Genomic DNA, 13441 nt, shown 5'->3' with positions numbered 1-13441 from the left:
CTGTTAATCCCAGTTGCCATAGGGGTAGGTTTTGCCTTTGATAAATTCCTGTGTGGCCGGGAGAAAGTTAAAGGTCCCCCCCGGGACGATATAGTCCTTGCAGAGGGTCAGGTCCTTGCCGGAGCGGGTCGTCAGTTTCAGCGGTTTGACGGGCAGGCTGGGGCGTCCGGCGACGTCGGAAAACCAGATTTTGACTTTGCCGCCGGGTGAGAGGCCAAACACCATTCTGTTGTACCAGACGGGGGCACCTGATGGACGAGTGTGATCTGCAGGCGTTTTCATGCGCAGCCAGGTGTCAGGTCCAAAGACGGCGCTGGTTTCGTAGGTTTGCTGGTCAATATAGGAATCCCAGCAGAAAACAATGTACTGCGGGGGAGTTTTGACTTTGTTGAAATTTACGCTTCCGCCAAAGGTCACATCAGACCATTTGGTGACAGAATCTGAATCGCGTGCAGTCGGGTCAAGTGTGTTAAAGGTATACAGATAGCCATCGGTGTCAATGACCCGGGCATGCTGTACTCCTGACGGCAACTCACTGGGGGTAATAAAAGAAAAATTCCACTCGCCATAAGGCAGCGTCCAGTCCCCGCTGGCGGCCTGTGTTGACTGTAAGGGGTAGGTTTTCTGCGGGCTGCAGCCTGCAGTCGTCAGCAGCAGGGCAAGTGCCAGTATGTCGCGTTTTTTCATCGTTTTTTTCCATCCATGTTGTAAATCGTTCTTATCCAGTTCTCGTCCGGCCTGTTGACAAAACTGACGGTTTCGGACGCTGATGCGCCACCCTGCAGTTCACCGGACTTTTTGAGTTCAACCGCGTTCCAGTGGGCCGAGCAGTGGATATATTTCCGGGCAATTATGTCCACCTCTTCAGGCGTAAAGCCGGTTACGCTTCTGTGCTGACGGGCTGCTTTTCCCATCAAACGTGCGCGATCGCATAACGGCTTCAGTTCATCAGGTAAGGCGTGGGTTTTGTTGCCATCTACGTCAGCAAATAACGCCCCGGCCTCAACCGCTGCATCAACCATGACCCGCAGCGCCACCTTCGACCAGTCAAAAAAGACCGTCCGGTGGCGCAGCGTCAGGGCGGCAAAGGCGCGTTTCTGCGGCTGACTGTAGCGATCTGGAGGCGCGAAATCGTCTTCCCAGACGTCCGGGGTGATGGCACTGGTGCGAATGACGGGCATGATGGCCGGGGAGCGCTCCAGCACGCGCAGCTGTGCCATTGTCTGCTGATAAACGTGCGACTGTGCTCCAGGCTGATTGTAAGGCACGGTTTCCACCAGCGGGCGGGTGAGAAAGAGGTCTTCCCGCAGCTGGGGCAGATAGCCGCCGCCGATATCGGAATGGGCGCCGGGGAGTGAGAGCTCCGGCCAGCCGGGAGCAACGCTGTTGAGAGCGAAGTTGTAGCGACACTCGTGCTGGGCGGTGATATGGAATACTTTTTCCGCCACGCCGGGACGCAGGCGTATGTCGACACTGCCGGTATCGGCGCTGTGCGGGTCAAGCCCGTTCGCCACCGTGCCGACGGCCGCCACGGTGTCCATAATACCGAGGAAGCGGGTCTTCCCTGCCGGAGCGCCACGATAGCTAATTTTGCCTAAGCCCGCTGAGATGGCGTCAACAATCGCTTGGTCTTCCGCCTGTACGCGGTTGGCGAAATGGCGGGCCGCCGCCGCCCCGCGGCTGAAGCCGAAGATATCAAACAGCAGGGAATCGACAACAAACTTTCCGTTTAGTTGGGTGAGTGCTTTCTTTATCCCGGCTTCGAGTTGCGCTATCGCATCGTCAGTCTTGGCAATAATCCCCGTTTCGGCGGTACCCAGCCCGAGACCTATCGGGTTATCTGGTTCGCCTGCTCTGGTACCAATCCCTTCCACATATAGCCTGTTTTGCACATAACTGCTGTCTGGAGGAAATTGCCATTCATACAACTCATTCAACCAGTGAATATTCGTGTAATACCCCAGATAGCTGCCCGCTCCAATCCCACTCACCCCCATCTTCTCCGACGCATTTCTGGCGAGAATGGTTTCCGCATCGGGGCTGTTGATATCAAAGTGCTGCGCCGTCAGAGCTTCAAGCATGTTCCGGGTATTCACCGCGTTATTCCCCGTACCATCAAAGAAGACGCCCAGCACCAGCGTGACTTTACGCACCGGCGGCTCTTTGAGAGGCGTGGCCTTCTGCACCACCGGGAAAAGACGGGCATAATTTTCCGGCGTCAGCAGATAATCAAATTCGGTACCGGCGATAAGGTGGCGACTCAGAATATAATCGTAATTAACCGAAATATATTCGTAATGTAAATCATCAACCCGGAGTTCCTGCTGAATAGCCTGGATCCGTGCACCACGAAGTTCAATAAAGTAAAATTTCTCCATGCGCCCGTAATGATTGATACGGTAAATAACAAACGTCATTTTAAGCGATTCATTATTATTAATGGCGTTACTGAGTAACGGAGAACTTTTATCCAGGAGTTTGCAAAATCGCAGGCCATGGTGCTTAACGCCGCCCTGTATGCCGCTTTCTGCCTGCGTCAGGCTGAAAACAAAGATTTCATCTTCATGTCCTGACTGATAGCGATTGCCGACGGAAAGTTGAGAGCTGCTGCCAGCGGAAATTTTTCCCTGAATATCACCTTCAAGCGTTAAATAAATAAGGTTGCTCATCTGTATTCTCAATTTCGTGATATATCAAAACCTAGCGTAATGATAAGGTCGCAGGGTTAATTTGCTATTTGTCAATCCAGGTTGATATTTATCGTTGTTATTTTAACGTAACAATTTCCACTACTTCGGCGAATTAAAGAGACAGAGTTAATGAGTCATCTTTCGATGGACGATTTTTCGCAATTCCTGCGCTTTCGCCTCTCGTTTCTTGATACTTACCCTGATAACCATTATCTTGACCGCGTGTGACGAGAGGTTTCCCCATGAGTGAAGAAGAACTGTTCTGCCGCAGGCCGATGGGCATGCGGATGGCGATGATCGTGCGTCAGTGGCGTGCTGTCATTGACGATGCCATTCTTGATACCGGGTTAACCCAGTCGAGCTGGACGGTGATGATGCAGCTTCATCAGCTCGGGGATAACGTCTCGGTGAGTGAGCTGGCGGAGGTGCAGGGCATTGAACTGCCGCCGCTGATGCGCACCCTGACACAGCTGGAAAAGCAGGGTTACCTGCTGCGCGCCGTATCGCCTTATGACAAGCGCATCCGGCTTCTGACGCTGACGCCTGAGGGGGAAGCCGTATTAAAAAGGCTCACTCAGGTGATTGAGACCTATCAGGCGCGCGTATCGCAAAACATCGCGCCGGAACATCTCGACATTTTCAGCGCCACGTTGAATCAAATCGCCTGCAATTTGCGGACAATCCGCGAAGAAGATAACAAGACCGAAAAATAATGACTCCTGAACAAAAGTTTGCCCGCTGGGTAAGGGTGAGTATTGCCTCTTTCCTGCTGATGTTTGTCTACTTTATCGTCGCGGATATCTGGATCCCGCTGACGCCGGACTCCACCGTGATGCGCGTGGTGACGCCGGTGTCTCCGCGCGTCTCCGGCTACGTGGCGGCGGTACATGTTCACAACAACAGCCAGGTGAAGAGAGGCGATCTGCTGTTTGAGCTCGACGACACGCCGTTTCGCAATAAGGTGGAAGCGGCGCAAATCGCGCTTGAGCAGGCTCGCCTGTCTAACGAACAGCTGGACGCGCAGATCGCCGCCGCGCAGGCCAGCCTGAAAACCGCCGTGCTGACCGCGCGTAACGACAAAGTGACCTTCGACCGCTATCAGAAGCTGAGCACGCTGCAGAACGTCTCGCAGGCGGATCTGGATAAGGTTCGCACCACCTGGCAGAGCAGCGAGCAGTCCATCAGCTCAATTCAGGCCAACATCCACAACCTGCGCATTCAGCGCGGCGAGCGGGACGAGCACCGCAACGTGACGCTGCAAAAATACCGCAACGCGCTGGATGAAGCGGAACTCAATCTTGGCTGGACGAAGGTTTACGCCCAGGCGGACGGCACGGTCAGTAACCTGCAGTTAAGCCCGGGCTTTTACGCCTCCTCTGGCTCAGCCGCGCTGGCGCTGGTGAACAACCAGACCGACATCGTGGCCGATTTCCGCGAGAAGAGCCTGCGCCATACCCGTCAGGGCACCGATGCGGCCGTGGTGTTTGACGCCTTCCCGGGGCACGTTTTCCGCGCCCACGTCACCAGCAGCGACGCGGGGATCCTTGCCGGTCAGGAGGCCGTTAACGGCCAGCTCTCCGAACCGGAGACCTCCAACCGCTGGGTGCGCGACGCTCAGCGCATGCGCATTCACGTGACGCTGGACGAGGCGCTGCCGAAGCATCTGCCGACCGGCGCCCGCGCGACCGTGCAGCTCTACAACAGCGAAGGGCCGTTTGCGCGCTTCTTCTCCGGGATGCAGATCCACCTGGTAAGCCTGCTTCACTATGTCTATTAGCACCCTGGCGCGGGTCTTTACCCCGCACGGCAACATCGTCTACACGGCAAACGACTTTCGCCAGACCCTGCGCATCGTCTTTGCCGGGATGATTGCGCTCAGCATTTCCAGCTTTTACAACACCAGCTACGGCGTCTTTTTCGTGGTCTACCCGATCATGCTGCTCTCGCTGGTGCCGGTGTTTAACCGCCACGTGGCGAAGCAGTTTATCTTCAGCGCCGCGCTGAACTGCGTCGAAATGGTGATTATCATCGGCTATCTGTCGCAATGGCCGATCATCATGACGCTGGTGGTGTTTGCCCTGTACGTGATGCGCTTTCGCTTTATGAGTAAAGGCCCGCTGTTTCTGTTCGGTTCGATGGGCGTGGTGTGCCAGAGCGTGATGCTCAACTTTATGAGCTACCCCACCACCAACTGGCACACGCTGCTGTTTTCCAACATCGAAGCGAGCGTCATGGCGGTGTGCCTGAGTGCGCTGATGAACTATCTCCTGCCGGACGTGGAGCCCCGCAAGCCGCCGCCGCTGATTGAGAAAGACGACGCCCGCGTGCGCCACGAATCGCTGCTCTCCGGCACCGTCGCGACGCTGATATTCGTGGTGTTCCAGATTAGCGACTTAAGCGATTCGCTTTCGGCGCTGATGGCGGGGATTTTAATTCTGTTCCCGATGCACTATCGCGGTTCGGTGATGAGCTCTATCTGGCGCGTGGTCGGCGTGGTGCTGGGCTGCCTCTATATTCTGGTGGTGCAGCTGATCCTCTACGATCACAGCAGCCATATGCTGCTGATGATGCCGCTGATCGGCCTCGGGCTGGCGTTTGGCGCGCGTCTGCACGTAATGGAAAAAGTCGGGGCTGGCGTGGGCTTCTCCAGCATCACCACCATCGGGATAATGTTCGGGCAGAACATGCACCCGGACACCGATCTGGTGTTCAGCGATCTGTACCGCATCACCTCCGTCACCTTTTCGCTGGTCGCAACGCTCACGATGGTCTTTCTGGTGCACCTGATCCTCAACCGTTTTGAGGCGACGCGTTACGTCATCGCGCCACCCAAAGCGGATTAATGCCCCAGCACGGCAGGCAGCTGCGAGAGTAAAAACAGGATTAGGCCAATCGTCCCGCCCACCAGCGTGCCGTTGACGCGGATGAACTGCAGATCTTTACCGATGTTCAGCTCTATCTGGCGGGACATGTCTTTGGCGTCCCAGCTTTTGACCGTGTCGCTGATGTGGCGAGTCAGGAACGCGGCGAAATCCGGTGCGACGCGGTGCGCGGCCTGCTCAAGATGCTCGTTCAGCGAAGCCTGTAGGTTAACGTCGTTAGTCAACGTTTCACCGAACCACTGACCGGCATTAGCGACGCGCTGCTTCATGCGGGAATCCTCGCTCTGCATATCCGCCCTCAGCCACTGGCGCAGATCGGCCCACATCTCGCCCAGATAGCGGTTAAACGCCTCATCGTTTTTCAGGTAGTGCTTGATGTTGTCGGCCTTCGCCGCCATCTCCGGATCGTTTTTCAGGTTGTCGATAAGCTTCAGCGTGGCGCGGTCGAACGCCTGACGGATCTGGTGCGTGCGGTCATGGCTGATATCGTCCAGAAGCGTATTCACCGCGTTCGACACCATCTCCGCGCTTTGATCGCCCAGCCATTCGGTAGGCAGCACCATCGCTTTGCGCGGATGTTCGGTCTTCAGCCAGTGGACGATCTGGTCAGAGATAAACTCCCGCGTGCTCTCCCGCTGAATCAGGGTAATCAGACGATGGATGATGGCGTCCAGCAGCACCTGATGGCGGTTATTTTTGGTCATGCTCTCCAGCATCACGGCGCTGGTTTCGGTGAGATCGACCTTATCGATGGCCTTATGCACCGCCCGTTTGAGCAGGCGCTGAATGCGCCCGTCGTCGGTGAGTTCCAGAAAACCGCTCATCACCTGAATCAGGTGCTGCCCAACCCGCTGCGCGTTATCGGGCTTGCTGAACCAGGCACCAATCATCTTTGCGGGTTCATATCGGCGGATCAACGCGACCAGCGATTGCGTATCGAGAAATTTCTCCTGCACAAACTGGCCGAGATTGTCGCCAATCCGGTCTTTATTGCGCGGGATAATCGCCGTATGACGTGAAATAAACGGAATGGGCACCCGGCGGAACAGCGCAACCACGGCAAACCAGTCTGCCAGCGCGCCGACCATCGCCGCCTCGGCAATGGCCTTCACGCCGCGCACCCAGAAGGTCTGCGGCAGGAACAGGGTGGTGATGAACGCTGCGGCAGCAACCAGCAGCAGCGACAGCGCGAGAAGCTTGGCGCGTTTGAGTTCAGCTATTTTTTCCATGGGTTAAGGATAGAGGGAAGCGGGGGGAAAGTGCAAAAACCGCCACAGCACCCACCCGCCAAACCCCATCAGCACCACACCCGCCGTGCGCTCAATCCACCACAGCGAACGGCTGAGCCTCTGCTGGACCGCGGGCAGCCCCATCAGCGACACCAGCGCCAGATCCCACACCAGCACCACCAGCACCATCCATAGACCGCAGGTCGACTGCTGAAGCAGCGTGACGTCCGGCCCCAGCAGCGCCGTCATCAGCGCCAGATAGAACAGCGCATTCTTTGGATTAAGGAGCGCCGAGCCGAGCCCCAGCAGGATCTGCTTGCGCAGCGAGGGAAAGCGCTGCTGGGTCTCATTCAGCGTCAGCGCCTGAGGCCGGCTGCGCACCAGATGCGAGCCGATCCACAGCAGGTACAGCGCCCCGCAGAGTTCGATAAGCGTAAACAGCCACGTAAACTGGCGCAGCGCGCTCCAGCCGACAATCACCAGAAGAATATAAAGCGCGTTACCCGCGGCGATGCCGACGCACAATCCAGCGCTGCCGCGCAGCCGATAGCGCGCAGCGTAGCCTACCAGCAGGAAGAAATCCGGACCCGGGCTTAGCAGGGCAACAAAATGCGCCAGCGCCAGGGCGAGAAAAGCGGAAGGGAATAACAGTTCCATAGCAACCTCAGTTAACAATCTGAGGTCAGAGTACGGCGCGGCAGAACCTATTTATTGTCTGATATTGATCGGCCCGTGGCGTACTGGCGCGGCGTGGCGGCGGTATAGCTCACGAAGGTCTTATGAAAATGGCTCTGGTCGGCAAAACCGCTCTGGTAGCCAACGTCGGCAATATCATCCCCGGCGCGCAGCCGCGCCTTGGCGTATTCCACGCGGGAGATGTTGAGGAAGCTGCCCGGCGTCAGGCCGGTGTCCTGCTTGAAGGTACGAATCAGCGTCTCCTTGCGCAGCGAGAAGCGTTGGGCAAGCTCGTCGAGGGAAGGCGGGCTGGTGAGATCGGAAAGAAATGCCTGCTGAACCTGCTGGCTGGTTGAGCGAAGCGCGTCTGCGTTATCCGCGCACCGGGGAAGGGCAGAGAGCAACCTCTCCACGGACGCTGGCGACATTGTCTCGACGGCGTCCAGGTAATGGGCAAACAGGTCAGGGCTGTGAATCACCTGTAGCGCGAACGGAAGCTCGGTGTCGATATAGAGCATATGGTAGCTGCGCGGTTGCCCGGCGACGGGGTTGCAGCTGTGCGGCGCACAGGCCGGGATCACGATGAGATCCCCGGGATGTAGGATGTACTCTCTGTCGTGACATACGCAGCAGGTCTGGCCCTCCACAATCGCGCCGATGGAAAGCTGAGGATGACTATGGCGTTTGTACGCCTGGGTGCTCTGCCAGGTGCTGCGCAGCTCAAGGCCTGAGGCGCGGTGAAAAGTCTGACGGACGTGTCGGGTATCGGTCATGGGCGCTCCTTCTGAAGGTTTTTTATACCACGTCAGCGAACCCTCTGGCAGCGCTTCATTAAGAACCTTCCGGATATACCGAACTTTACGCCCACAGCCAGTCATGTTGACTACCCTTAATACCCTAAGCGGTAAAACAAGGAGATTCGACATGGCTTATCAGACAGTAAATCCTGCCACTAACCAGCTCATCAAAGAATACCCCTCACATACCGACGCGGATATCGAAGCGGCGCTCAAGGCGGCCGATGCGCTTTACCATTCAGACTGGGCGAAAGGCGACATCAGCCAGCGTCTGCCGGTGCTGCATAAGCTTGCTGACCTGATCGACGAGCGCGTGGAGGATCTGGCGAAAATCGCCAGCCAGGAGATGGGCAAGCTCATCGAGCAGAGCCGCGGCGAGGTGAAGCTGTGCGCGCAGATCGCCCGCTATTATGCCGACAACGCGAAGCAGTTCCTGGCGCCGGTGAAATATGATTCAGAACTCGGTGAAGCCTGGGTGGAGCACCACCCCATCGGCGTGCTGATGGCCGTCGAGCCGTGGAACTTCCCGTACTACCAGCTGATGCGCGTCCTGGCACCAAACCTGGCGGCGGGCAACCCGGTGATCGCCAAGCATGCCAGCATCGTGCCGCACTGCGCCGAAACCTTTGCGCACCTGGTGCGCGAGGCGGGTGCGCCGGAAGGGGCGTGGACTAACCTGTTTATCTCTTCGGATCAGGTGGCGAAAATCATTGCCGACGATCGCGTGCAGGGTGCCGCATTAACCGGCTCCGAAAAAGCCGGCAGCGTGGTGGCCGCGCAGGCGGCGAAGCACATCAAGAAATCTACGCTCGAACTGGGCGGTAACGACGTGTTCGTGGTGCTGGACGATGCGGACCTTGATAAAGCCGTGAAGATCGGCGTTAACGCGCGGCTCAACAATGCCGGACAGGTGTGCACCGCGGCGAAGCGCTTTATCCTGCACGAGAAGATTGCTGATACGTTCCTGAGCAAATTTACCGAGGCGTTTAAGCAGGTGAAGATTGGCGATCCGCTGGACGAAAGCACCACGCTGGGGCCGCTGTCGTCTAAAGATGCGCTCGAAACGCTGACCAAACAGGTTAACGAGGCGGTGAAGAACGGCGCGACGCTGCACCATGGCGGCAAGCCGGTGCAGCGGGACGGGAGCTTCTTCGAACCGACGATCCTGACGAACATTTCCCGCGATAACCCGGCGTACTTCGAAGAGTTCTTCGGCCCGGTGGCGCAGATGTACGTGGTGAAAAACGACGACGAGGCGGTCGCGCTGGCGAACGACTCCCACTACGGCCTGGGCGGCGCGGTGTTCAGCCAGGATATCGAGCGTGCGAAGAAAATGGCGTCGCGGATTGAGACCGGGATGGTGTATATCAACTGGCTCACCGATACCGCGGCAGAACTGCCGTTTGGCGGCGTGAAGCGGTCCGGCTACGGGCGCGAGCTGTCGGATCTGGGGATCAAAGAGTTTGTGAACCAGAAGCTGGTGGTGGTGCGTAAGTAATTTCAATCATAAAAAAACCTGCCGGATGGCAGGTTTTTTTTGCACTTTGCGGAGCCTTAGAAGCTCACGCCGCCGCCCACGTACGCACCGTCAATCAGGGTGTGGTTTGGACGACCATCTTTGCCGTCAACGCTCACGTGGCGGTAACCCACCTTCAGCGTAACCGGTTTGATTGGGGTCCAGCTTACGCCACCGTTAGCTTCAACATAGTTTTTCACGCTGTTGTTCAGCCCGTCTGGCGCAACGTAACCTTCGCCGAATACCTTGATGCTGTCGGTCAGAGCAACGTTCACGCCGCCGCCGATTGGGAACGCTACGCCGTTATCGCCTTTTTTCGGGCCAACGTAGAGAGCCTTAGCGCCTGCGTTCAACATCACCGGGCCGACTTCAACGTTGTAGCCTGCACCTACGCCACCGGTCGTGGTGCCGTCATCGGTATTTTTCAGCCAGTTGCCTTCGGTATACAGGCCGGAGGTAGATTTACCCATTTCCACATTCAGGTTGGTAAAGTTTTTACCCTGCTCAATGCTGCCGCCCATTGCCAGTGCGGAGCCAGATACCGCGGTCAGTGCGGACAGGATAAGTACGTTAAGCTTTTTCATGAGTGTTCCTCGTTATCAAATTAATCTGAGGGCACCTTAACAACGGATGTTTATGACTGCAAATGTGATATCTATCGCGGTTTTATGCTGTTTTTGTTGGGTATTTAATCTTTATCTGTTGCAAAATTGTTTGTTTAGAAGACCGTCAATGGCAAATAAATTCGTGTTTAGGAACAGTTTAGATTTTTGGCTAAACGACAGCTGAACGAGGCAAAAAAAGCCATTTGAGATGAATTAATTGAGTTTCTAATAATTTCCAAAAGTGTTTCAGCTGTCACAGATAAAGACAGAGGTTTACATTTCTGGTGGTTGCTATACGTAATTTTGTGCAGATCCGTCGTCCTTTCATGTCATTTTTCTGACACGTTTCTTCATTAGGGTGTTGGCTTCACTCACTGGATGCTAACAACATGAAAAGAAAAATCATTCCTGTACTCGTGGGCTGTGCGCTCTCATTCTCTGCCCTGGCGGCACAGCCTACCGCAGAGCGCTATATCGTCAGCTTCCCTGACGGCTCTCATGTGAAATACAGCGGCGCGTTTGCCGATGCGTTCCCGAACGGGCTCCCGGTGGGGATTGGCTCTGGCCTGCTGTTTACGGGCAAGCAGGGCGATGCCCTGACGTTTGCGACCGTGACCGATCGCGGCCCCAACGCCGATGCGCCCAAAATGGGTAAAAACGAAGCCAAAATATTTGTCACGCCAGATTTCGCGCCGCTGCTGATGACCATTCGCGTCCAGAACGGCAAGGCGGAGGCGGTTGATGCCCGCCCGCTGCATGACGATAAAGGCGAGATTAACGGTCTGCCGCTGCAAAGCGGTGTGATTGGCTCCACCAATGAAGTGGCGTTTAGCGACACCTTAAAGACGCTGAAGGGTGACAACCGCGGGCTGGACACGGAAGGCATCACGCCGGACGGCAAAGGCGGCTACTGGCTGTGCGACGAGTATGGCCCGTTCCTGATTAACGTTGACAGTAAAGGCAAAATCCTCGCGATCCACGGCCCGCAGGCGGCGGAAGGGGAGAAATCCATCGCGGGCGGTCTGCCAAACATTATCAAATGGCGCCAGCCCAACCGGGGCTTTGAAGGCCTGACCCGCATGCCGGACGGGCGAATTATCGCCGCCGTGCAAAGTACGCTGGATATCGACGGTAAGAGCAAAAAGCAGGCGCTGTTTACGCGTCTGGTGAGCTTCGACCCGGCGACCGGCAAAACCGCGATGTACGGTTACCCCATCGACAGCGCGGCCTACGACAAAAACAGCGATGCCAAAATCGGCGACATCGTGGCGCTCGATGACCAGCACATTCTGCTGATTGAGCAGGGAAGCGATAAAAACGACGGCATGCGTAACCTGATTTACAAGGTGGATCTCAGCAAGGCGAGCGATCTTTCCGCCTTTGACAAGCCGGGCGAATATCCGGAGTTTGATGATGAGAAAACCCTGGCGCAGCGCGGGATTACGCTTGCAGAAAAAACGCAGGTCGTCGATTTGCGCGCGCTGGGCTGGCAGCAGGAGAAGGCCGAAGGGCTGGCGCTGATCGACAGCAAAACGCTTGCGGTGGCGAACGATAACGACTTTGGCGTGAAGGTGGCGATGCAAAACCCGGTCGAGGGCAAGAAGCTCAAGGATTATCGGGTAAACGCGGAAGGTAAGCTGACGCTGGATGATAAACCGGTGGAAACCACGCTCAGCGTGAAGCCGCTGAAGAAGCCGGAGTCTGACAGCGAGCTGTGGATTGTGACGCTGCCGGAGGCGGTGAAATAATACCAGGGCTTACCCCTCACCCTAGCCCTCTCCCCATAGGGGAGAGGGGATGTTCGGTGCGGTTATTTCTTCAGCCCTGCAAACGCCGCCCGAATCTCCTCTTCCGGCAGCTGGATGCCAATAAACACCATCACGCTGTGCGGCGGTTCATCGCCCCACGGCCTGTCCCAGTCGGCGCTGTACAGGCGCTGTACGCCCTGAAACAGCAGGCGGTTCGGCTCGCCGTCAATCCACAGCATCCCTTTGTAGCGCAGCAGCTTGTCGGCAAACGACAGCAGCAGGTTCTCCATCACGCGCGAAACTGCACCGATGTCCACCGGATAGTCCAGCTCCACCACAATCGACGCCACGTCGTTTTGCTTGTCTCCCATAAAGTGGAAGCGCGGTTTCGCGGTGACGTTCTCTTCCAGCATAAAGCCGTTGGTGTTGAACAGCTGAGACAGGTCGATATCGCCGTGCGTCACCGTGTAAATTGGCGCGCGGGAGTTGATGCGCGTCAGGCGCTCGCGAAGCTTAACGCTTTCGCCCGCTACGTCGGTTTTGGTCAGCAGGATGCGGTCGGCGTAGCCCACCTGAGACTGGGCGATGGTGAACTGGTTCATCTGTTCGTCAGCGTGGACCGCATCAACCAGGGCAATAACGCCGTCCAGCAGGTAGCGCTGGCAAAGGATCTCATGGGAGAAAAAGGTCTGAATAATCGGGCCGGGGTCGGCCATGCCGGTGCACTCGATCACCAGACGGTCAAAGTCGATTTCACCGCGGTCGCGGCTGTCGAGCAGGTCCAGCAGGGCGTCTTCTAATTCGTTAGAGCGGGTACAGCAGATGCAGCCGTTGGTGAGGGTTTTGATCTGGGTGGCGCGATCGCCAATCAGCTGGTCGTCTACGGAGACTTCGCCGAACTCGTTTTCGATGACGGCGATTTTGAAGCCGTGCTGTTCATTCAGGATATGGCGCAGCAGGGTGGTTTTACCGGCGCCGAGAAAACCGGTCAGCAGGGTAACGGCAATCGGTGTCATGGTCTCTCCTTTAGCAGCAGCGGACGCCGCCTTCTCCACTTCCGCCGTAGCGCGCTTCCTGACGCTCGCGGAAGAATTCGGTGTAGGTCATGTACGGCTTATCCGGATGGTTGGTCTTCATATGCTCAACGTAGTTGTCATAGTCCGGAATGCCAATCAGCATTTTCGCCGCCTGACCGAGGTATTTTTTTGCTTCGCCTAAGTTACCAAACATTGTAGGTTCCAGACAGAAAAAGCCCGGTGACGCTACGCTTACCGGGCCTACAGTTTCTGTGTAGGGCGG

The 13441-nt window shown here is 56.6% G+C and carries 13 protein-coding genes; 5 read left to right on the top strand and 8 right to left on the bottom strand.

All coding sequences use genetic code 11. The features are described 5' to 3' along the window. Positions 1–3: 3 nt before the first annotated feature. Positions 4–687: a DUF2931 family protein gene (locus KK102_RS17005; protein WP_216358068.1), complete on the bottom strand. Its 684-nt coding sequence runs from the start codon at positions 685–687 to the stop codon at positions 4–6. Further along, on the bottom strand, positions 684–2669 hold the full coding sequence (tssD, locus tag KK102_RS17000; protein WP_216358067.1) for a type VI secretion system tube protein TssD: 1986 nt from the start codon (positions 2667–2669) through the stop codon (positions 684–686). The genes KK102_RS17005 and tssD overlap by 4 nt, the downstream gene beginning before the upstream one ends. A 263-nt stretch (positions 2670–2932) precedes the next feature. Here tssD and KK102_RS16995 point away from each other — a divergent pair, with 263 nt between their 5' ends. Genes KK102_RS16995 through KK102_RS16985 form a run of 3 tightly spaced genes read left to right on the top strand, consistent with a single transcriptional unit; the run spans position 2933 to position 5533 of the window. Further along, complete coding sequence (locus KK102_RS16995) at positions 2933–3403, top strand: MarR family winged helix-turn-helix transcriptional regulator (protein ID WP_126545204.1); 471 nt, start codon at positions 2933–2935, stop codon at positions 3401–3403. Next, positions 3400–4467, top strand: a complete 1068-nt coding sequence (locus KK102_RS16990; protein ID WP_126545203.1) for an HlyD family secretion protein — start codon at positions 3400–3402, stop codon at positions 4465–4467. The genes KK102_RS16995 and KK102_RS16990 overlap by 4 nt, the downstream gene beginning before the upstream one ends. Further along, positions 4457–5533, top strand: a complete 1077-nt coding sequence (locus KK102_RS16985; protein ID WP_126545202.1) for a DUF2955 domain-containing protein — start codon at positions 4457–4459, stop codon at positions 5531–5533. The genes KK102_RS16990 and KK102_RS16985 overlap by 11 nt, the downstream gene beginning before the upstream one ends. On the opposite strand, the gene KK102_RS16980 is transcribed toward KK102_RS16985, so the two are convergent. Genes KK102_RS16980 through KK102_RS16970 form a run of 3 tightly spaced genes read right to left on the bottom strand, consistent with a single transcriptional unit; the run spans position 5530 to position 8249 of the window. Next, positions 5530–6801 (bottom strand): DUF445 domain-containing protein, encoded by a 1272-nt coding sequence (locus KK102_RS16980; protein WP_216358066.1) that lies wholly within the window; start codon positions 6799–6801, stop codon positions 5530–5532. The genes KK102_RS16985 and KK102_RS16980 overlap by 4 nt on opposite strands. A gap of 3 nt (positions 6802–6804) precedes the next feature. After that, positions 6805–7458, bottom strand: coding sequence for a LysE family translocator (locus KK102_RS16975; RefSeq protein ID WP_216358065.1), 654 nt, complete (start codon positions 7456–7458; stop codon positions 6805–6807). A gap of 47 nt (positions 7459–7505) precedes the next feature. Further along, positions 7506–8249 (bottom strand): helix-turn-helix domain-containing protein, encoded by a 744-nt coding sequence (locus KK102_RS16970; RefSeq protein ID WP_216358064.1) that lies wholly within the window; start codon positions 8247–8249, stop codon positions 7506–7508. Positions 8250–8400: 151 nt separating this feature from the next. Between KK102_RS16970 and KK102_RS16965 the strand changes: the two genes are divergently transcribed. Continuing rightward, the gene (locus tag KK102_RS16965; RefSeq protein WP_126545198.1) at positions 8401–9771 is read left to right on the top strand and encodes an NAD-dependent succinate-semialdehyde dehydrogenase; all 1371 of its coding nucleotides are present in this window, start codon (positions 8401–8403) and stop codon (positions 9769–9771) included. 56 nt (positions 9772–9827) lie between these two features. Here KK102_RS16965 and KK102_RS16960 read toward each other — a convergent pair whose 3' ends face one another. Beyond that, on the bottom strand, positions 9828–10373 hold the full coding sequence (locus KK102_RS16960) for a YfaZ family outer membrane protein (RefSeq protein ID WP_089598031.1): 546 nt from the start codon (positions 10371–10373) through the stop codon (positions 9828–9830). 410 nt (positions 10374–10783) lie between these two features. Here KK102_RS16960 and KK102_RS16955 point away from each other — a divergent pair, with 410 nt between their 5' ends. After that, positions 10784–12142, top strand: coding sequence for an esterase-like activity of phytase family protein (locus KK102_RS16955; RefSeq protein ID WP_216358063.1), 1359 nt, complete (start codon positions 10784–10786; stop codon positions 12140–12142). Positions 12143–12204: 62 nt separating this feature from the next. On the opposite strand, the gene yjiA is transcribed toward KK102_RS16955, so the two are convergent. Together yjiA and KK102_RS16945 are read right to left on the bottom strand one after the other, a co-directional pair. Beyond that, a complete protein-coding gene (yjiA, locus tag KK102_RS16950; protein WP_216358062.1) occupies positions 12205–13158 on the bottom strand; it encodes a GTPase in 954 nt (317 codons plus the stop codon). 10 nt (positions 13159–13168) lie between these two features. Beyond that, complete coding sequence (locus KK102_RS16945) at positions 13169–13372, bottom strand: YbdD/YjiX family protein (RefSeq protein WP_003856610.1); 204 nt, start codon at positions 13370–13372, stop codon at positions 13169–13171. Positions 13373–13441 lie beyond the last annotated feature (69 nt).

This window comes from Enterobacter quasimori, from assembly GCF_018597345.1.
Lineage (GTDB): Bacteria > Pseudomonadota > Gammaproteobacteria > Enterobacterales > Enterobacteriaceae > Enterobacter > Enterobacter mori.
Note: the sequence above shows the minus strand (reverse complement) of the source record. Positions and strands in the feature narration are given on the sequence as shown.